19 protein-coding genes and 3 tRNA genes are annotated in these 17,848 nt (G+C 71.3%); 13 read left to right on the forward strand and 9 right to left on the reverse strand.

From position 1 onward, the window contains the following. Positions 1–13: 13 nt before the first annotated feature. The 5 genes from I3F54_RS08560 to I3F54_RS08580 form a co-directional block, all read right to left on the reverse strand. Positions 14–838: a phosphoadenosine phosphosulfate reductase gene (locus tag I3F54_RS08560; protein ID WP_240118033.1), complete on the reverse strand. Its 825-nt coding sequence runs from the start codon at positions 836–838 to the stop codon at positions 14–16. Then, on the reverse strand, positions 835–1,464 hold the full coding sequence (locus I3F54_RS08565) for a GGDEF domain-containing protein (protein ID WP_240118034.1): 630 nt from the start codon (positions 1,462–1,464) through the stop codon (positions 835–837). The genes I3F54_RS08560 and I3F54_RS08565 overlap by 4 nt, the downstream gene beginning before the upstream one ends. After that, positions 1,461–2,369 carry a DUF2637 domain-containing protein gene (locus tag I3F54_RS08570; protein ID WP_240118035.1) on the reverse strand — a complete coding sequence of 303 codons (909 nt, stop codon included), beginning with the start codon at positions 2,367–2,369 and terminating at the stop codon, positions 1,461–1,463. Before I3F54_RS08570 ends, I3F54_RS08565 begins: the two co-directional genes overlap by 4 nt. After that, on the reverse strand, positions 2,366–2,635 hold the full coding sequence (locus I3F54_RS08575; protein ID WP_240118036.1) for a DUF6284 family protein: 270 nt from the start codon (positions 2,633–2,635) through the stop codon (positions 2,366–2,368). The genes I3F54_RS08570 and I3F54_RS08575 overlap by 4 nt, the downstream gene beginning before the upstream one ends. A 109-nt stretch (positions 2,636–2,744) precedes the next feature. Beyond that, positions 2,745–2,921: a hypothetical protein gene (locus I3F54_RS08580; protein ID WP_240118037.1), complete on the reverse strand. Its 177-nt coding sequence runs from the start codon at positions 2,919–2,921 to the stop codon at positions 2,745–2,747. Positions 2,922–3,689: 768 nt separating this feature from the next. Between I3F54_RS08580 and I3F54_RS08585 the strand changes: the two genes are divergently transcribed. Continuing rightward, a complete protein-coding gene (locus I3F54_RS08585; RefSeq protein WP_240118144.1) occupies positions 3,690–4,697 on the forward strand; it encodes an XRE family transcriptional regulator in 1,008 nt (335 codons plus the stop codon). On the opposite strand, the gene I3F54_RS08590 is transcribed toward I3F54_RS08585, so the two are convergent. Next, entirely contained in the window at positions 4,681–5,469 is a 789-nt protein-coding gene (locus tag I3F54_RS08590; protein WP_205382401.1) for an NUDIX domain-containing protein, read from the reverse strand. The genes I3F54_RS08585 and I3F54_RS08590 overlap by 17 nt on opposite strands. Positions 5,470–5,566: 97 nt before the next feature. Here I3F54_RS08590 and I3F54_RS08595 point away from each other — a divergent pair. Together I3F54_RS08595 and I3F54_RS08600 are read left to right on the forward strand one after the other, a co-directional pair. Beyond that, positions 5,567–5,673 (forward strand) — tRNA-OTHER (locus I3F54_RS08595). A 776-nt stretch (positions 5,674–6,449) separates the two neighbouring features. Continuing rightward, complete coding sequence (locus I3F54_RS08600) at positions 6,450–7,559, forward strand: PP2C family protein-serine/threonine phosphatase (protein WP_240118145.1); 1,110 nt, start codon at positions 6,450–6,452, stop codon at positions 7,557–7,559. Between the two features lie 225 nt (positions 7,560–7,784). On the opposite strand, the gene I3F54_RS08605 is transcribed toward I3F54_RS08600, so the two are convergent. The 3 genes from I3F54_RS08605 to I3F54_RS08615 all read right to left on the reverse strand — a co-directional run bounded on the left by I3F54_RS08605 (position 7,785) and on the right by I3F54_RS08615 (position 10,850). Further along, positions 7,785–8,066, reverse strand: a complete 282-nt coding sequence (locus I3F54_RS08605; protein WP_240118038.1) for a hypothetical protein — start codon at positions 8,064–8,066, stop codon at positions 7,785–7,787. Between the two features lie 524 nt (positions 8,067–8,590). Then, a complete protein-coding gene (locus I3F54_RS08610) occupies positions 8,591–9,244 on the reverse strand; it encodes an SDR family oxidoreductase (RefSeq protein ID WP_240118039.1) in 654 nt (217 codons plus the stop codon). A 349-nt stretch (positions 9,245–9,593) separates the two neighbouring features. Further along, positions 9,594–10,850 carry a hydrolase gene (locus I3F54_RS08615; protein WP_240118040.1) on the reverse strand — a complete coding sequence of 419 codons (1,257 nt, stop codon included), beginning with the start codon at positions 10,848–10,850 and terminating at the stop codon, positions 9,594–9,596. A gap of 315 nt (positions 10,851–11,165) precedes the next feature. On the opposite strand from I3F54_RS08615, the gene I3F54_RS08620 reads away from it, so the two are divergent. The 10 genes from I3F54_RS08620 to I3F54_RS08665 all read left to right on the forward strand — a co-directional run bounded on the left by I3F54_RS08620 (position 11,166) and on the right by I3F54_RS08665 (position 17,831). Further along, positions 11,166–11,238, forward strand: a tRNA-Thr gene (locus I3F54_RS08620). 46 nt (positions 11,239–11,284) lie between these two features. Continuing rightward, a tRNA-Met gene (locus tag I3F54_RS08625) sits at positions 11,285–11,357 on the forward strand. An 89-nt stretch (positions 11,358–11,446) separates the two neighbouring features. After that, positions 11,447–11,611: a 50S ribosomal protein L33 gene (rpmG, locus tag I3F54_RS08630; RefSeq protein ID WP_003948671.1), complete on the forward strand. Its 165-nt coding sequence runs from the start codon at positions 11,447–11,449 to the stop codon at positions 11,609–11,611. A 137-nt stretch (positions 11,612–11,748) separates the two neighbouring features. Next, positions 11,749–12,213: a MaoC family dehydratase N-terminal domain-containing protein gene (locus I3F54_RS08635; protein ID WP_240118041.1), complete on the forward strand. Its 465-nt coding sequence runs from the start codon at positions 11,749–11,751 to the stop codon at positions 12,211–12,213. A 7-nt stretch (positions 12,214–12,220) separates the two neighbouring features. Beyond that, positions 12,221–12,649 carry a MaoC family dehydratase gene (locus I3F54_RS08640; protein WP_240118042.1) on the forward strand — a complete coding sequence of 143 codons (429 nt, stop codon included), beginning with the start codon at positions 12,221–12,223 and terminating at the stop codon, positions 12,647–12,649. A 289-nt stretch (positions 12,650–12,938) separates the two neighbouring features. After that, entirely contained in the window at positions 12,939–13,559 is a 621-nt protein-coding gene (locus I3F54_RS08645; RefSeq protein ID WP_240118043.1) for a TetR/AcrR family transcriptional regulator, read from the forward strand. A 93-nt stretch (positions 13,560–13,652) separates the two neighbouring features. Further along, positions 13,653–15,098, forward strand: coding sequence for a DHA2 family efflux MFS transporter permease subunit (locus tag I3F54_RS08650; protein ID WP_240118044.1), 1,446 nt, complete (start codon positions 13,653–13,655; stop codon positions 15,096–15,098). A gap of 27 nt (positions 15,099–15,125) precedes the next feature. After that, a complete protein-coding gene (locus tag I3F54_RS08655) occupies positions 15,126–15,506 on the forward strand; it encodes a DUF3291 domain-containing protein (protein WP_240118045.1) in 381 nt (126 codons plus the stop codon). A gap of 378 nt (positions 15,507–15,884) precedes the next feature. Beyond that, positions 15,885–16,946, forward strand: coding sequence for a UDP-N-acetylmuramate dehydrogenase (locus tag I3F54_RS08660; RefSeq protein ID WP_240118046.1), 1,062 nt, complete (start codon positions 15,885–15,887; stop codon positions 16,944–16,946). Positions 16,947–17,111: 165 nt separating this feature from the next. Further along, entirely contained in the window at positions 17,112–17,831 is a 720-nt protein-coding gene (locus I3F54_RS08665; RefSeq protein ID WP_240118047.1) for a thioredoxin domain-containing protein, read from the forward strand. Positions 17,832–17,848: the final 17 nt, after the last annotated feature.

The raw sequence follows: 17,848 nt of genomic DNA on the forward strand, positions 1-17,848 counted from the left end.
CCGGCAGGGGAGGTCAGGTCATGCACCATCCGGAGTCACATCCGGAGTCCCACTCGTCGAACGGCAGCGTGTCCACGCCGTCCGGGATCGCCTTGCGCAAGGGCCGGTTGAACCGGGTCAGCCACACGTGGTTTTTGCCGAGTTCGTCACGGCGGCGGTTGAGGAGTTCTTCGAGCTGGCACGCGCGCTCGAACAGCTCGGGTTCGTCGCGGCGCATGTCGTGCCAGGTCTCGGGGCGGTGGAACGGGCAGAACCAGCACGACGACTTCGGCGGCACCGGCAAACCGGCCTCGCGGATGATCCGGGCACAGTCGATACGCCGGATACCGCGTTCCAACAGCGGATACTCGATCCGCTCATGCGGCTCACAGCGCCGGTTGTTGGCCCGGGAGATCTCATCGAGGCTGATCCCGATCCCGACCGTGGCCGGCGCTTCCTTCGTGGCGCCCCGGCGTTTGAGTTCGTCGCCGATGACCTTGATTTTGAACTGAGCCGTGCACGAACGGGTGCCGGGGGCCCCGTTCGACATGCGCACCGGGATCTTCAGCGACCGCGAACCCTCCCGGGTCAGGTCCTGATACAGCGTGCGGACCTCACCCGAGCGCTTCATCACCCGGTCCAGGACGACCAGCTCAAGGCCGTTGGCTTCGGCGTAGGGGATGGCGTACTTGCGCAGGTAGGCGAGGGTGCCGGGGTGCTCGGAGTCGTCGCCCACGTTCGCCATGAGGAACGTGCGGAAGTCCAGCTCACCCGTGGCCGCGAGAACCAGGGCGGCCGTCGACTGCACCCCGCCGCCGAAACTGAATGCCTTGACCGGCGAGACGACAGGGATGGTCATGACGCCACCTCCGCCGCGCCGCGCCGTCCGGGACGGCGACCGGCCACCGACCCCAGCAGACGCCCGAGACGGGCCCGGCGAGGACCGGACCGGCCGGACCGCTTGGCCGCGTACATGGCCTCATCGGCGCGGCGCAGCAGCGCGGACAGGTCCTCGCCCGGGTGGTCGGCGGCCCGTACCCACCCCAGCGACACCGTGGTGTGCACGTCGGGGGCGGTGTCGACCGGCCGGGCGAGGACGCGGGCGAGGGTGTGCAACCGGTCGGGCATCGTGCCGTCGCGGTCGACGACGACGGCGGCGAATTCATCCCCTCCGAGTCGCCCCGCCACCCCGCCGGGGGTGGTGCCGTGGGCGAGGCGGGCGGCGACCGTGGCGAGCAGCACGTCACCGGCAGCATGGCCGAAGCGGTCGTTGATCTGCTTGAAGTGGTCGACGTCCGCCAGCACGACCACGGCGTGCGGGTCGCGTAGCAGGCGGCGGGCCCGCCGGGTGAACGCATCCCGCGTCCACAACCCGGTGAGCGGGTCACGGCGAGCGGTGGTCAGCCGGGAGTGCAGCCACCGGGCGTGTACCGCCCACCCGATGACGGGCGGCACGGCCGGTAAGAGCGCGGCGAGGGTGCTCACGGCGTCACCGCCCCGGTGGCGCGTTCGGCGAGCAGGGCGTCACGCAGCATGCGGGCCTTGGCGGGCGAGGTGCGCAGGGCCCGGCGGATGCCCTCCCCGGTCACCTCAGCGTCCGTCAGGCCAGTCGTCGCCTTCCGCGCTTCCGCCATGAGCTGTTCGGGAGTGCGGCGGGTGCGGGTCGACTTCGCGGCGACCGGGACACGACCCGTCGCCCGACGCGGCACGGCCGACGAGGCCGGGACCGAACGGGCGGACGCCGGGGCAATCGGGACCGGCTTCACCATCGGGACGACGACGGGCATCGACTTCACACCGACACCTGACTTGCCGAGATCGACCGGCGCCGGGTCGGGCACCGAGAGCCGCGTCAGCACGACCGTGGCCGGGGTCGATACGGGCAGGTCAGAGGTAGACCGTTCTCGACTACTTCCAGATGATTCCTCCGCATTCGTAGTTGCGGTGGGGATCGGGCTGGGGCGGTGGTGCAGGACCTTGGCGACCAGGTCGGAACCGAAGTAGATCGAGCCGACCGGGAGTGAGGTGGCGAGCAGGACCAGGGCCCAGTTCGCCGGGTCCCAGTCGGCCAGCCGACCCCAGTCGACGATACGGCCGTGCAGCTCCGGGACCAGGCCGTGCACGTAGTTGAGGACGAGGGAGGCGAGCGTGTAGGCGCCCAGGACCCGCAGCGCGAACGTGCGGGCGTGGCCGGTGAGGACGAGGGTGGCGATCAGGGCGAGTGCCATCAGGCCGTCGACCACGAACGGGTACAGCATCGCGGCCGTGCCGTCCGCGCCGACAGCGCCGGCGATGTCCCGCAGCGCGTTCCACGACACCCGGAACGCCATACCGACCACCGCGACCAGCGCGAGCACCAGGGCGGCGCGGCCCTTGCGGTGCAGGTTCATGCCGCACCCCCGGGCACGCTCGCGCCGGCCGCGCGGTTGACCAGCGCGACCCGGGCGGCGAGCGCCCGGCGCCGGGCCCGGCGGATACGCCGGGCGTCCACCTCGGACGGGACGCGGTCGAGGGCGGTGATGTGCGCGTCCAGCAGCTCGACGTCCGCGAGGATCACCGGCATCTCCCGCTCGATCGCCTCCAACTCCGCATCCGTCGGCTCCATGAAGTCCGCGAACGCGGTAACAGCGTCCTGAACAGTCACGATGTGATTCATTGGGTCGCGATTCCTTCCAGAGGGGAACGGCCCGAACAGCGCCCCCGGAGTGCCAGCTCCGGGGGCGCGCGCCGTTGTGATGGCACCCCGCGCGGCGCACGGGGTGGTGCTACTGGCTGCGGTTGATGTCGTCGATCAGGACGTTCTGCCCGTAGCCGTCCCGCAGACGGACGATCTGGAAGAAGCTCCCGCCCACGTCCGTGATCCGGTGCGTCTCGCCCTCGTACTGCACGTCGGTACCGACCTGGTCGACGTTCGGGTGCTTGGGGTTGGTCAGCCTGCGCATACCTGTGTCTCCTCGTGTCGATGGAGAGGACAAGAGCCGGTCCCGCGACCAGAGCGGTCAACGGGGCCACCGACTCCCCACGCTCCCGCCCGTACGCCCGCACGCAGAGCGCGGGACGGACGGGCGAGAGAGGCAGTCGGCCGCAGCAGCGGTGCTGCGAACGAGAACGGACCGGGCTACTGCGTGGCACCGCCGGCCGGTCCGTACCGGCGGCGCCTGGATATGTCGTCGGTACACACCGACCTCCCGCGTTCGCAGGGACTTGAGGCGCGGCTTCATGCCGCGCGGTCCGTCTTTTCGACTCGGGGAGACGGGGCCCGCATATGCAGTTCTCAATCAGCCGGCGCTTCCTTCGAACCCGTTTCACGGGGCCCTCCAGGCGCTACCTGCACACCGGGATTCCAGAACCAGCCTGCAATCTGGTGCGCACCAGTAGAGTGCATCTGGTGCGCACCAGTGTCAAGGTGGTTCGCTGATTCGGTGGCGGTCGAGCCGCCGCGGTGCATCTCCAGAAGACCTCTGGAGGCAGGGCCGCCGGTAGCCAACAGGGCTTAACTTCCGGCCTGTTAACCCCTGTTGACCTGCGGCAATGTTCGTCATCCTGGCAAGGTGGTGCGAGGGGAACCAACGCCGGGAGGTGGGCCCGTGAGTGCGGGACTTCGGAGTGCGCGGACGGCGCGCGGGTGGTCGCAGGAGCGGTTGGTTCGCGAGATCGAGCAGTTCGCCCGACGGAACCTCACGGACGTTGCGTCAACCGCGAGTCTGCGGGTGTACGTGTCCGAGTGGGAGAACGGCAAGCGCACCATCTCTGACCGGTACGCGCGCGTCCTGCGGCAGCTTCTCGGCGTAACGGATGAGGAGCTGCGGGATTCCGGTCCGGCCCCGGTGGCGCCGACCGCCGACGGCTACGACGACCTACTGAGCCGGATCGATTCGGCCAGCAGCGTCAGCGAGTCCATGGTGAAGATGTTCAACGACCAGACTGAGCTACTGCGGACCATGGACCGCCAGAGAGGCGCCGCAGCCCTGGTCGATCAGATGTCCGGCCATCTGTCCGCCCTCGAAGACGCGCTCAACTTCGCGGTGCTGCCTGCTGCCCGTCGCCCCGTGGCCCTTGCGCTCGCGGGCGCCTCAACTCTTGCGGCATGGCAGGCAATCGACTCGGGGGCCGTCGAGCGGGCGTGGCGGCACTACGAGCTTGCCAAGCGTGCGGCGCGCGATGCTGAAGAGCCCATGTACCTGGCCCACGCCATGGGCGAACAGGCGTACGTCCTCTGCGAAGCGGGACGGCCGGCGCTCGCCGTCGACCTCGTGCGGGATGCTCAGCGCACTGTTGGGCAAGCCGGTTCCGCCCGACTCCGGGCATGGCTGTACGCCGCAGAGGCCGAGATGTGCGCTCATGCTGGGATGCCCGAAGACTGCCGGCGTGCACTGGACTCGGCCATGGCCGTCGTCCCGTCGGGCCCCGAGGACCGTGACCCGGACATGCTGAGCATCTTCCTGAACGGCGCGCATCTGGCCCGGTGGCAGGGCAATGTGCTCGCCCTGCTCGGGGAAGAGTCGGCGGTCACCAGCCTCTACAGCGCGCTCGAAGTGATGGACCCGACCTTCGTGCGCGCCCGGAGTGGGCTGCACGCCGACCTGGCCCAGGCGCACCTCACGCGAGCCGAGTACGACGACGCCAGCACGCACCTGCGGCAGGCCCGACTGTTGGCGAGCCGGACCGGTTCGGTCCGGCAGCGCCGTCGCGTCGACCTGCTCAGTGCGCGGTTGTGAGTCCCTGAGTGCGTCGAGCCGCCAGGATGTGGAGCAGTGCGACCAGGGTTCCGGAGCCCAGTAGCTCACCCCGGGCCATGAGCCCGGGGATGTCCGCCAGAGGTACCCACTCGATGTGACCGGACTCCTCCGGGTCGCTCGGCGCACCGACCTTCTCAGCGCCGTGTCCCACGAAGATCTCGTGCGGTGAGTCGACCATGCCGACCATGGGCTGATAGCTCACGACGTGTTCCAGCGATCTGGGACGCCACCCCGTCTCCTCGATGGTCTCCCGCATCGCCGTGTCCGCAGGGTCTTCCCCCTGGTCGACGATGCCGCCCGGCAGCTCCCAGCCGAATTGCTTCGGGACGAAGCGGTACCGCCACATCATCAGGACGCGGTCCTGATCATCAATGACGGCTGTGATCGCTACATGGTGAAGCTTCACGACGTGGTGTTCGAACCGCTTCACTCCCGGCGGCTCCACGTCCCAGAGCTGGAGTTTGACCCATCGGTTGTCGTAGACGTCGCGCTCGCCATGGATTCGCCAGGGCTCCAGCCCTTCGGGCCGCTCAACGCTCACCGCGCCCGGTACCCGGTACGAACTCCGTCCCCGGACCTCCAGCAGTCCCTCTGAGACGAGGCGGGCGAGCACCTGCCGTAGGGCTGTCCGGCCGATGCCGAGTTCTTCCACAAGCGTGCGTTCCGAGGGGAATTTGTCGCCGGGGGCGTACTCACCTGCCGCGAGTCGCGCGCGAAGCGTCTCGTAGACCTTGGTCGTCTTCGGTCCCATCCGCGGAGCACTCTCCGTTCTGACGTGGTGCGTACCAGCGTAGCGGGGATGGGTCACGCTTCCTCCGGCCGTCGGGTAGCCCATGGGGCACGTGTGGGGCAGTGGGTCCTCCAAAGGTGGATATGCACAGGCCACGGCGTGATCGTCGCGCGGACTGTAAATCTGCCGGCTCAGCCTTCCCAGGTTCGAATCCTGGCGCCGCCACACGACCGAAAGGGTCCGTGACCAGCGATAACGCTGGACGCGGGCCCTTTCGTCGTTCCCGGGGTTCCCGGGGTTCCCGGAGTCCGTGGGGTCGTGCCGGGCGGGGTGTCCCGGTTCGCTCCCGGTTCTGGTGGGCAGGCGGCCGGTGTGCGAAGACCCGGCCGCCGGGGTTGGCGCCGGATCATCCGAGGCTCCTCCTCTCCCGATCTCGAACGTCGATCCGGGTGGCTCTGGTGCCCTCCCGGGTTGTACGGGCTTGCGCCCATGACGGTCCGCCGTTTCTGGGGTCGGGCGAGAGGTCGATGTTCGGGTGTGTTTTCCGGAATGGCCAGAGAATCGTTTTTTGTGAATGAGGTGCAGAAATCGATCCCGGAGTGGTTCCGCTGTTTCGCTGGTTCATGGGGCGCTGGGGCGGGACAGTGGCGGGGCGGTTCGGGGAAGGCTTCTTCCCCGTCGCCTTGGGAGAAGGAGGACGCCGGCGGAGCGGTCGTGCCGGGTTGCTTCGCCCGGTCCCCTCGTGGAGATCGGTCTCAGCAACGGTCGGCGCCCCCGCATGTCCCCTGCCGCCCCCGTCGAAACGTGGCGGCGGCGTCGACCGCGGAGGTGCTCGAATGCGCCGCGGTGCCGCTCGACCGGCTTGAGCGCCGGACGGGGGGCGGCGCGAGGGGTGAGTGGAGGTCTGAGCTTCCGCAAGGCATGCTGAATGAATGCAGGCGCGCTTGTGGTCGACCTCTCGGCCGGGAGCGGGGGGTCACGGCCGGGTCCTCTTGGCGCTGATGCAGTGTGTGCCCTTCCTGATCGGGCTGGCCGTGCTGGTCATCGAGCTCACGCCTGCCCACTTCATCTACACCGGCCCGTTTCTCACCGCGATCCCGGCGCTGGCGGCGGTGACGCTGGGCCCCGGGGGAACCGCTGCGGCAGCGGGTCTGGCGCTCGCGATCAGCGTGACCACGGCCACCCACAACGACGCCTGGGGCACCCTGCAGGTCTACACCAACTTCCTGGCCCTGGCCCTGGTGTCCGTGGCCGGGTTCATCACCAGCCGCGCCATGCAGTCGCGCCGGCAGAGAGAGCTCGATCAGGTTCGCCGGATCGCCGTGGCGGCCCAGGAGGTGGTGCTGCGGCCCATACCCGAGCGGATGGGTCCGGTGCGGGCAGCAAGCCTCTGCCTCGCGGCCGGGACGGGCGCACAGGTGGGCGGTGATCTGTACGAGGCCGTGCAGACGCGGTACGGCGTCCGGATGATCGTGGGGGATGTGCGGGGCAAGGGGCTGTCCGCGGTGAGAGCCGTGGCCGTGGCCGTGGGCGCGTTTCGGGAGGCCGTGCACTACGAGGTCGAGCCGGTGGAGGTCATGAACCGCTGTGCGGCTGCCCTGCGCCGGGAGGTCGCCGTGCCGGGCGCCTTCGAGCAGGAAGTTCTGCTGGAAGGGTTCACCACGGTGCTCATCGCGCAGATTCCGGACGAGCCCGTGGTGCAGCTCGTCAACCGAGGGCATCCGCCGCCGCTGCTGCTGCATGAGGGCAGGGCGAGGGCGCTGATGCCGGCCTCGCCCCTGCCGCCGGTCGGACTGGAAGACCTCGTCACCGGCTCTCCGCCCAAAGCCGAGAGCTATTCCTTTCTCCCCGGCGACCGTCTGCTGCTGTATACCGACGGCGTGATAGAGGCCCGGGACCGCACCGGCGAATTCTTCGATCTACCCGCGGCCATGGAGGGGATACGCCCCGACGCCACGCCTTCGGAATTCCTGGAACAACTGCACCAGGAATTGCTCCGCCACACCGAGAACGACCTGGCGGACGACGTGGCGATGCTCTTCGTCGACCGGCTCGACGACACGGTGGAGTCGCCTGCCGCCCAGGTGCAGGTCGGGGAGAGGCCGCTGTGAGCCGAGGAACCGCGCTGTGGGTGATGCCCTCCGCACGGCGGGCGGGTCCGCCGGCTGTTCCCCGCCTCGGTGTGTCAGGGCCTGGCGCGGGTGTGGCGGGTCCGAGCCCGCTCGGGGGATCGGCCTGGAGGGCGTGGGCCGCCGGTAGGACGCAGGGCGCTGATCGTGGCCGCTGCGGGGTGCCGTGTCGTGTCGGATCGGTGCCGTGTCCGGGCCGGACCGGCGTCATGCTTCGCCGGTGGGGGGCTCCTGGGCCGTCCTCTTCACTTCCGCCTCGACCTCGTTGCGGGGTTTGCCCTCACCCTTGGCGTACTCGGTGACCGATCCCTGTGCCTCCCGCGCGAGGTCGCGCCAGGCGCGCCAGGCGGTCTCGTACGTGCCGTGCTGCTCGCCGGTCCAGGCCGACGTCGTCGGGGCGCCGAAGGTGTCGCGCAGCTCCAGCACGCGCGCGTGCGCCTCGTTCGCCGCACGCTGTTTTTCCACGAGTTCGTCGAAAGTGTGGGCCACGTTGGGATGCTATGGAGGTCACGGCGTATGCGCGCGGCGGGCCGGGCGCCGCGCGCGCAGGGATACACGAGTGGCGCACCGGGGCACGCCGACCGCGCGTCCAGCCGCCGCGGACACCACCCGCATGCCCTGGGCGGGCCGCTGTCCTCGCGGGCCGTCGTCTTCGCGAGCCCGCGGTCTCCGCCCCGGACGTCCCGCCCGGTCCCGCGGGAGCGGGGCGCCGTCGTCTGCGCCGGTCCGGGAGGTCCGCCGCCCAACCGGGCGCGGCGCAGCCGGGCTTGGACGGGTGCGTCGTTTGACGGTCCCTCGGCCGGCTGACCGTTCCGATGGGCAAACGGGCAAACGGGCAAACGGGTGAACCGGTGAACCGGTGGACGGCCACACGGCCACACGGCCAGGTGGGCCGGCGGGCCGGCGGGCCTGCGGGGCGACCGTCCGACGGGTCCGGGCTGGGCCGTGTACTGCCCCGCAGCGAGGCGCGTCACGGAGACGGTGCCGCCCTCGGGGCCGTCGAACCGTCAGGGTCAGTTCCCCGCCACCGACTTCACCGCCACCGAGACCGGAGTCGAGCCGCCGACCAGTTCAAGGGTCAGTCCGGCTGTCGCCGTGCTGTCGACCAGCTCGGCGAGGACGGCGGCCACGTCGTCGCGGGGGATCGGGCCGCGGCCGGTGCGAGCTTCCAGGCGGACCAGCCCGGTGCCGGCGTCGTTCGTGAGCGAACCGGGGCGCAGGATCGTCCAGTCAAGGTCCAGGCCGCGCACATGGTCGTCGGCCTCGCCCTTGGCCCGCAGGTACACGTCGAAGACCTCGTTGCCCTGGTGCCGGGCGTTCGCGCCCATCGACGACACGATCACGAGGCGCCGTACACCCGCCCGGACCGCCGCGTCCGCGAACAGCACGGCCGCGCCCTTGTCGACCGTGTCCTTGCGCGCGATCCCGCTGCCCGGGCCCGCACCCGCGGCGAAGACGGCCGCGTCCGCACCCTGCAGATACGCCGCGACCTCTTCCACGGACGCCGACTCCAGGTCCAGCAGCACCGGTTCGGCGCCGGCCGCCCGCAGGTCGGCGCCCTGTTCGGCCTTGCGGATCAGGCCTGCGACCTCGTCCCCGCGCGCGGCGAGCAGACGCTCCAGCCGCAGCGCGATCTGACCATGACCACCAGCGATGACAATGCGCATGTCTTTGACCGTACGCCCGTGGCGTTGTATCCGCCGCATGATGCCGGCGACGCGCTTCCGGTTCGTGCACGGCGCGTGAAACGGCACCCTTGACCTGCCGTGCGCCGTCCCTTCGGTGGGAGCGTGCCGTCCTGCACGTCCCGCGCGCCCCCGTCGCGCGCCATGCCTCTTCGCCTCACCGACGAGTGCGGACACCGTCGCAAGCCGGTCCCGCGCCTCGCGCAACGGCCCGCGCGCCAGCGGCGCGCGCCCGGTGTCCCCGACCCCTGGCGCAGTCACGGCACCCGCGGCGTGCGCGCCGTGCACGGCGCACGAAGCCGGGCGGCCGGGCGCTGTGATCGGGGTGCTGTCACGACAGCTCCTTGCGCCCCTGGCGCGGCAACCCCAGTTCCACCGCTGCGGCCGAGTCGCAGAACTCCCGTACAGCGCTGGTGCGCGCCACCACGCGCCCCCGGTGGACGACGACCCGGCTGTACGCCAGGGAGAGCGCCCCGGAGAGCCGGTCGCCCCGCACGGCCAGCAGCTCGGCGGGGAAACCCGCCTCCACCCGTACCTCGGGCAGACCCATGGCGGCCCGTGCGGCGGAGCTGACGGTGTCGTAGGCGTCGTCGGGGCGCAGTCCCTCGCGTGAGGCGAGCAGGTACGCGGCCTCCAGGGGGTCGCCGCGGCCCACGGGGTTGCCGGAGTCCCGCAGGGCGCCACTGCCCGCTGCGAGGTGCACGCCCGCGCCGCGCAGGAGCCGTACGGGCGCCGTGTCCCGCTCCTCCGCGCTCCCGCAGCCGCCTTGCGGCAGGCAGACCACGGAGACGCCGGCGGCGGCCAGCTGGTCGGCGGTGCGCCCGGCGATGTCTGCGGGCAGCCGGTCCAGGCCGCCGCACGGTCCGATGGTCACACCGGGCCGCAGACCGCCGGCCATCGCGGCCACGCGCGCGAGACGTGCCGGATCGGCGGCGTCGGTGTGCAGGTCGACCGGGCAGCCGTGTTCGGAGGCGATTTCCAGGACGGCCTCGACATAGCCGGTGGGGTCCGGGTCCAGGTCCGGGCAGCCGCCCACCACGGAGGCGCCCATCTTCATCGCGTCCCGCAGCATGGCGAGCCCGTCCGCCCCGGCCGCCCCGGTCAGCACGCGCGGCATCGCCACCGCCGAGAGTTCCACGAGCCCGCGCAGTGCTCGCCGCGCCTGCAGGACCGCGGCCAGCGCGCCGAGCCCCTGGACGTCGCCCACACGCACGTGCGCGCGCTGGGCGGTCGCGCCGTGCCCGAGTTGCAGCAGCGCGGCCTCGGTGGCCCGGCGCTGGACGTCGTGCGCATCGTAGGGGGCCGGTCCGCCGAGGTCCGCCGACAGCGCGGTGTCGGCGTGGGCGTGCGGTTCCGCGGGTGCCGGCAGGAGCAGGAAGCCGCTGAGGTCCACGCGTGCGCCGCCGCGGGCGCCTCCGGCGGCCAGGCTCCCGGCGGTGCCCACCGCCACGATGCGCCCGGCGCCCAGTCGTACGTCCACCCGGCGGCCGTCGGTGAGCCGCGCCCCGCTCAGCAGCAGGGGGGAGGGGTGGGCCGGGCCCGAGGGGGGCGGCGTCGCGTGGGGCGGCTGCTGCTGGCTGTCGGGCATCGCGCTCCAGGGGCTCGGGCCTGTCGTGGGGACGGCGTCCGGCTGTCGTGCGGTGGTCGTCGGGTGCTCGGATCGCACCCGGCCCGCCCTGGCGCGGTCGGGGCCGGGCCGGGCTGCGGTGCAAGATCACACAGCGGTCGAGCCTAGGGCTGAGGCCCGCCCCCGTAGCGGAGGAGCGCAATAGTCGTACCGGTGTGGTCCGCCGTTCGGGCGGTGCGGCCGAGGCCGGTGGGAAGGCTCCGGGGCGCCGCCGGTGAGGGTGCGGGATACGGATTTGGGCGAACGGCGGGCGACCGTGTAATGTCTTCATCGCTCGCCCCAATAGCTCAGTCGGCAGAGCGTCTCCATGGTAAGGAGAAGGTCAACGGTTCGATTCCGTTTTGGGGCTCTGGTGAGAGAGGTTCCCGCCGCGAGGTGGGTTCTGATCGATCCGCAGCGGTGTAGCTCAGTCGGTAGAGCAAGCGGCTCATAATCGCTGTGTCACCGGTTCAAGTCCGGTCACCGCTACTCGCAGTAGCCGATTGGTGGGTCGGTCCGTCGATCGGCTACTCTTTCTTGCGTTGAAATAGCCTACCCGTTCGTCAAGGAGCACTCACGTGGCTGCCACCGACGTCCGCCCGAAGATCACGCTGGCCTGCGTGGAGTGCAAGGAGCGGAACTACATCACCAAGAAGAACCGGCGGAACAACCCCGACCGGCTCGAAATGAAGAAGCACTGCCCGCGTTGCAACGCGCACACCGCGCACCGCGAAACGCGCTGATTCAGGCTCGTACACGAGGCCGCCCCCGCAGTTCGGGGGCGGCCTCGTGTCGTTTCCGTGCCGGTTACCCGCCGGTTCGGGCAGGCGGTCAAGTCGTCCGCCGGACGTTCACAGCAGACACCAGGAGGTGCCGGGCCATGGCGCTCGACCAGTCCTTCGTCGGGCGGAGCTACCCGCCCACCGAGCCCTACGAGGTGGGGCGCGAGAAGATCCGTGAGTTCGCGGAAGCGGTGGGGGACGCCGACCCGGCGTACACGGACCCGGAGGCCGCCAAGGCACTCGGCCATCCCGACGTCGTGGCCCCGCCGACCTTCGTCTTCGCGATCACCTTCAAGGCGGCCGGGGTGGTCATCCGGGACCCGCAGCTCGGCCTCGACTACAGCCGCGTGGTGCACGGAGACCAGAAGTTCGCCTACACCCGCCCGGTGCGCGCGGGGGACCGGCTCACCGTCACCTCCACCATCGAGGCGGTCAAGTCGATGGCCGGCAACGACATCCTGGACGTTCGTGGAGAGGTCCACGACGAGGCCGGCGAGCACGTCGTGACCGCCTGGACCAAGCTGGTCGCCCGCGCGGCGGACCCGGACGAAGGGCAGGGCTGAGAACCACATGACCGCGAAGATCGCTTACGACGACGTCGAGGTCGGCACGGAACTGCCCGCCCGTTCCTTCCCCGTGACGCGTGCCACGTTGGTCCAGTACGCGGGTGCCTCCGGGGACTTCAACCCGATCCACTGGAACGAGAGGTTCGCCAAGGAGGTCGGCCTCCCGGACGTCATCGCCCACGGCATGTTCACCATGGCCGAGGCGGTCCGGGTCGTCACCGACTGGACGGGCGACCCGGGCGCGGTCGTCGAGTACGGCGTGCGCTTCACCAAGCCGGTCGTCGTCCCCGATGACGACCAGGGGGCCGTGATCGAGGTCGGCGGCAAGGTCGCGGCCAAGCTCGACGACAACACCGTCCGCGTGGACCTGACCGTGACCAGCGGCGGGCAGAAGGTGCTGGGGATGTCGCGGGCGGTCGTCCGACTGGCTTGACCGGCAGACCGGCAGACCGGCAGACCGGCAGACCGGCAGACCGGCAGACCGGCAGACCGGCAGGCCGGCGAACGGGTGAACCGGCGGGCCGAGAGACGGGCCGGCGGACGACGGACCGACTGATCGGCGGGCTGGTTGAAGCCCCCCCCCGCCGGTCCTGTGGAAAGGCGGGGTGGGCGTCCTCCGCCGAGAGGCGCCCCTCGCCCGCCACCGGCCCTGAGTCCCCCGGCGCATGCCCCCGTGCGGGAGCCCTTGACGAAGTTAGTGATTGAGTACTAACTTATGTCTCATGGTCAGGATGAGCGCAGAAGAGCGGCGTGAGAGTGTCGTCCGGGCAGCGACCGCCGAGTTCGCGCGAGGCGGCTACCACGGCACCTCGACCGAGGCGATCGCCAAGCGGGTCGGCGTCTCGCAGCCGTACCTCTTCCGGCTCTTCCCCGGAAAGAAGGCGATCTTCCTCGCGGTGGCCGAACGCTGCGTGGAGGACACCATCCGGACCTTCGAGCAGGCCGCCGAGGGGCTGCACGGCGAAGAGGCCCTGCATGCCATGGCGAACGCGTACACCAAGGTCATCGCGGAGCAGCCCGAGCGGCTGATGATGCAGATGCAGATGTACGTCGCCGTGGGCGCCGCGGAGGCGGAGGGCGACCGTGAGTTCGGTGAGTCCGTGCGGGCCGGCTGGATGCGGCTGTGGGACACGGTCCACCTGCCGCTGGGGGCGGACGTCGACGAGACGACGACCTTCATGGCGTACGGCATGCTCATCAACTGCCTGGTGGCCATGGGTTTCCCGCCCGACCACCGGGTGTGGGAGGGCGTGTACTCGTCGGCCCGGCTGCCGGACGGGCCGAAGGAGGAGCGCGGGCGGCGGGCGTGCGGTGGCGTGGGCCCGCGGTCGTGCGAGCGGTAGGGGGGGCAGGGGTGCGGAACGAGCGCCTTTCTGTGTCCCAAAAAGTTAGTAATCAATAACTAATCAAGGTCATCAGCGCTCTCTGGGGGAGAGATGTCACAGCCAACCGCACCACGCGGGGGAGCCGCATGGGCCCTCGTCATCACCAGCGTCGCCGGATTCATGGCGGCCCTCGACAACCTCGTCGTCACCACCGCCCTGCCCTCCATCCGCGAGGACCTCGGCGGTGCCCTGGACGACCTGGAATGGACCGTCAGCGCCTACACGCTCACCTTCGCCGTCCTGCTGATGTTCGGCGCGGCCCTCGGTGACCGCTTCGGCCGCCGCAGACTGTTCCAGGTCGGTCTCGTCATCTTCACCGGTGCCTCCGCGGCCGCCGCCCTGGCGCCCGGCATCGGCTCCCTCATCGCGGCCCGTGCGGTCCAGGGAGTGGGAGCCGCCGTGATGATGCCACTGACGCTCACCCTGCTCACCGCCGCCGTCCCCGCGGCCAAGCGCGGTATGGCGTACGGCATCTGGGGCGCGGTGAACGGCCTCGCGGTCGCCTCCGGACCCCTCATCGGTGGCAGCCTCACCGAGCACATCTCCTGGCACTGGATCTTCTGGCTGAACGTTCCGCTCGGTGTCGCCCTGCTGCCCCTCGCCCGGCTGCGCCTCGCCGAGTCCCACGGCACCGGCGCCCCGCTCGACATCCCCGGCACCCTGCTCGCCAGCGGCGGTCTGTTCGGCATCGTCTACGGACTGGTGCGCGGCCCGGCCGACGGCTGGACCAGCGCCCTGGTGCTGACCGGCCTGTTCGCGGGCGGTGCCCTGCTCTTCGCCTTCGTCCTGCACGGTTCACGCGCCGCCAACCCCATGCTGCCGATGCGGCTGTTCCGCTCCCGCGCCTTCTCCGGCATCAACGCGGCGAGCCTGCTGATGTTCCTCGGCATGTTCGGCTCGATCTTCCTGCTCAGTCAGTACATGCAGGGCGTCCTCGGCTACTCGCCCACCCAGGCGGGGCTGCGCATGCTGCCGTGGACCGGTATGCCGATGCTCGTCGCGCCGATCGCCGGCATCCTCTCCGACCGTGTCGGTGGTCGCCCCGTCGTCGCCACCGGCCTGTTCCTCCAGGCGGCCGGCCTCGGCTACCTGGCCTCCGTGGCCGCGACCGACACCTCCTACGCCGGCCAGCTGCCCGGCCTGATCATCAGTGGCATCGGCATGGCCCTGTTCTTCGCGCCGGCCTCCAACCTGGTCATGTCCAGCGTCCGCCCGGCCGAGCAGGGCATCGCCTCCGGCGCCAACAACGCCCTGCGCGAGGTCGGCGGCGCACTCGGCATCGCCGTCATGTCGTCGATCTTCTCTGCCCGGGGCGGCTACGAATCCGGCGAGGCCTTCGTCGACGGCCTCCGGCCCGCGCTGGTCACCGGCTCTGCCGTGGTCGCCCTCGCCGGTGTCGCGGCCCTGCTGATCCCCGCCCTGCGCACGGGCGGCCGCACCACGGCGGAGGCCGCGCCGGCGCCCGAGGCGGCCCTCGTCCAGAACGCCTCCCACTGACCGCGACCCCACCCGCAGGAGTCCGAGATGCCCACCCTCCCCTGGACCGTGCCGAACACCCCGCCCCGGGACGCCGTCGTCCACGTCTTCGCCTCCCGCTTCGAGACCCGCACCGTCCTCGGCGCGCTCCGCTTCCTCACGCGTACGGCGGGGGTGTGGCGGCAGGTCGGCCGGGCGCCCGGAGCGTACGGGGCGTCGCTGAGGGCACAGCCGCTGAAGCGGACGTTCTGGACGCTGTCCGCCTGGGAGTCGGCGGAGGCGCTGAAGGCCTTCGCCCGCTCCGGCACCCACGCACCGACCTCGCAGGGACTGGCCGGGGAGATGAAGGACGTGAGGTTCGCCTCCTGGACGACGCCGGCCGATCGTCTTCCGTTGCCGTGGGAGGAGGCGGTACGGCGCCTGAAGTGAAGCGGACGCGGCGGACCGCTTGCTCGGAGGCACCCGAGACTCCCGGAGCCGCCGACGCTCGGCCCTCCGGCACCCGAGCCCACCCACGCGTCCGGCTACGGCACCCGACCCCGCCCCCGAGTCCGCCCACGCTCCCCCTGCGGAACCCGAAGCCGCACCCGGATCCCGCTCCCGCCGGCCGAGGCAGAGCCCGAGCGTCCGCACCCGCCCCGCACCCGTACGTGGACCCGTACGTGGACCCGTACGTGCCGCCGCGCCGCGCCGCTGGCGGGCGGCCCGGCCGCGCAGTCGCACCGTGCGGCGCACGGGGGCGACACCGACCGGCCCCCGCCCACCCGCACCGGCCGCCGCGGACCACCCGTCTCGTAGTCTTGGCGCGTGCAGGAACTCCACGACGCCCCCCTCGCCCCGCTGACCACCTTCCGGCTGGGCGGCCCCGCCACCCGGCTGATCACGGCGACCACCGACGCCGAGGTCGTCGACGCAGTCCGTGAGGCCGACGCCGCCCGGACGCCGCTGCTCGTCATCGGCGGCGGCTCGAACCTGGTCATCGGCGACAAGGGCTTCGACGGCACCGCCCTGCGCGTCGCCACCACGGGCTTCGCACTGACCGGGACCAGCCTGGAACTCGCCGCCGGCGAGATCTGGACCGACGCCGTCGCGCGTACCGTGCAGGCGGGCCTGGCCGGCATCGAGTGCCTGGCCGGCATCCCCGGCTCCGCCGGCGCGACCCCGATCCAGAACGTGGGGGCGTACGGCCAGGAGGTCTCCGCCACGATCACCGAGGTGATCGCCTACGACCGCCGCGCCCGCCGGACGGTCACCCTCACCAACGCCGACTGCGCCTTCTCCTACCGCCACAGCCGCTTCAAGGCCGACCCCGACCGTTACGTCGTCCTGCGCGTCCGCTTCGGTCTGGAGGACGCGGACGGCCTCTCGGCGCCGATCAGGTACGCCGAGACGGCCCGCGTGCTCGGTGTGGAGCCCGGAGACCGGGTCCCGCTCTCCGACGCACGCGAGACGGTCCTGAAGCTGCGCGCCGGAAAGGGCATGGTCCTGGATCCGGAGGACCACGACACCTGGTCGGCCGGCTCCTTCTTCACCAATCCGATCCTCACGGACGCCGACTTCGCCGCGTTCCGCGCCCGCGTCCACGACCGGCTCGGCGCCGGCGCCGAACCGCCCGCGTACCCCGCGGGAACCGGTCACACCAAGACCTCCGCGGCCTGGCTGATCGACAGGGCGGGCTTCACCAAGGGCTACGGCACCGGCCCGGCCCGCATCTCGACCAAGCACACCCTCGCCCTGACCAACCGGGGTGGCGCCACGACCGAGGACCTCCTCGCCCTGGCCCGCGAGGTCGTCGCCGGCGTCCACAGTGCCTTCGGCATCACGCTGGTCAACGAGCCGGTGACGGTGGGCGTCAGCCTGTCTTCCTGACCCGGTCCTCCCGGCCGGTGGGCCCCGGATGTCCCGCTCCAAGATCCCGGGACGAGGCCCACGTCGGTCGGGTTCCCGGCGCACGGGCAATCGGATGGCACCGGTGCACGAAGATCACATAGGGTCGCCCGGTCATGTCGACGACGTCACGAGAGGGGCGGCTTCGTGTCAGGGGGATGGGTACGCCGGGGGGCGGCCGCGGTGGTCGCGGCGGCACTGGCAGCAGGGCTCGCCACGGGATGCGGTGCTCGCCACGCGGCACCGGGCGGGGGGAGTTCCTTCGCGCCGGCGTACGGGAAGGACGAGGACATCGCCGAGAGCCTGGCGCCGGACGGTGCCACCGTGCTCGTGGGCTCCGCACGGGCCAGGACCGTGGTGCACCTGTACGAGGACATGCGCTGTCCGGTCTGCGAGGAGTTCGAGACCGGGGGCGGCGGCCGCCAGCTGCGTGAGATGGTCCTGGCCGGCGATGTCCGGGTCGAGTACACGCTGGCTTCGTTCCTCGACGACAGACTCGTCGGCGAAGGCTCCCACAGGGCCGCCAACGCCCTGCGCGCCGCCTTGGAGGCGGGGAGGTTCGTCGAGTACCACGACCTGCTCTTCGCCCACCAGCCCGAGGAGTCCGCCGACGGCTACACCGACGCGTTCCTGCTGGAGACGGCCTCCGAGATCGAGGGCCTGCGCGGCGCGGAGTTCGACGCGGCCGTCCGCGGCATGAAGTACGGCGACTTCGTGACCGCGTCCGAGGAGGCCTTCGAGGCCTCGGGGGTTTCCGGCACGCCCGGCATGGAGGTCAACGGAAACCTCGTGGGTGGCCGGCTGGGAGACCAGATCTTCGACCGCCAGACGCTTCCGCTCGTCATCGCCCTCGTGTCCCAGCAGTGAGCGCCCGCGGGCACCCT

The sequence above is a fragment of the Streptomyces sp. MUM 2J genome, assembly GCF_022414535.1.
Taxonomy (GTDB): domain Bacteria; phylum Actinomycetota; class Actinomycetes; order Streptomycetales; family Streptomycetaceae; genus Streptomyces.

Excerpts from the sequence above, each read along its gene's own strand:
- I3F54_RS08560 (WP_240118033.1), bottom strand. The coding sequence starts at position 838 with ATGACCATCCCTGTCGTCTCGCCGGTCAAGGCATTCAGTTTCGGCGGC.
- I3F54_RS08570 (WP_240118035.1), bottom strand. The coding sequence starts at position 2,369 with ATGAACCTGCACCGCAAGGGCCGCGCCGCCCTGGTGCTCGCGCTGGTC.
- I3F54_RS08575 (WP_240118036.1), bottom strand. The coding sequence starts at position 2,635 with ATGAATCACATCGTGACTGTTCAGGACGCTGTTACCGCGTTCGCGGAC.
- I3F54_RS08580 (WP_240118037.1), bottom strand. The coding sequence starts at position 2,921 with ATGCGCAGGCTGACCAACCCCAAGCACCCGAACGTCGACCAGGTCGGT.
- I3F54_RS08590 (WP_205382401.1), bottom strand. The coding sequence starts at position 5,469 with ATGGGACCGAAGACGACCAAGGTCTACGAGACGCTTCGCGCGCGACTC.
- I3F54_RS08600 (WP_240118145.1), top strand. The coding sequence starts at position 6,450 with ATGCAGTGTGTGCCCTTCCTGATCGGGCTGGCCGTGCTGGTCATCGAG.
- I3F54_RS08610 (WP_240118039.1), bottom strand. The coding sequence starts at position 9,244 with ATGCGCATTGTCATCGCTGGTGGTCATGGTCAGATCGCGCTGCGGCTG.
- I3F54_RS08615 (WP_240118040.1), bottom strand. The coding sequence starts at position 10,850 with ATGCCCGACAGCCAGCAGCAGCCGCCCCACGCGACGCCGCCCCCCTCG.
- I3F54_RS08635 (WP_240118041.1), top strand. The coding sequence starts at position 11,749 with ATGGCGCTCGACCAGTCCTTCGTCGGGCGGAGCTACCCGCCCACCGAG.
- I3F54_RS08640 (WP_240118042.1), top strand. The coding sequence starts at position 12,221 with ATGACCGCGAAGATCGCTTACGACGACGTCGAGGTCGGCACGGAACTG.
- I3F54_RS08645 (WP_240118043.1), top strand. The coding sequence starts at position 12,939 with ATGGTCAGGATGAGCGCAGAAGAGCGGCGTGAGAGTGTCGTCCGGGCA.
- I3F54_RS08650 (WP_240118044.1), top strand. The coding sequence starts at position 13,653 with ATGTCACAGCCAACCGCACCACGCGGGGGAGCCGCATGGGCCCTCGTC.
- I3F54_RS08655 (WP_240118045.1), top strand. The coding sequence starts at position 15,126 with ATGCCCACCCTCCCCTGGACCGTGCCGAACACCCCGCCCCGGGACGCC.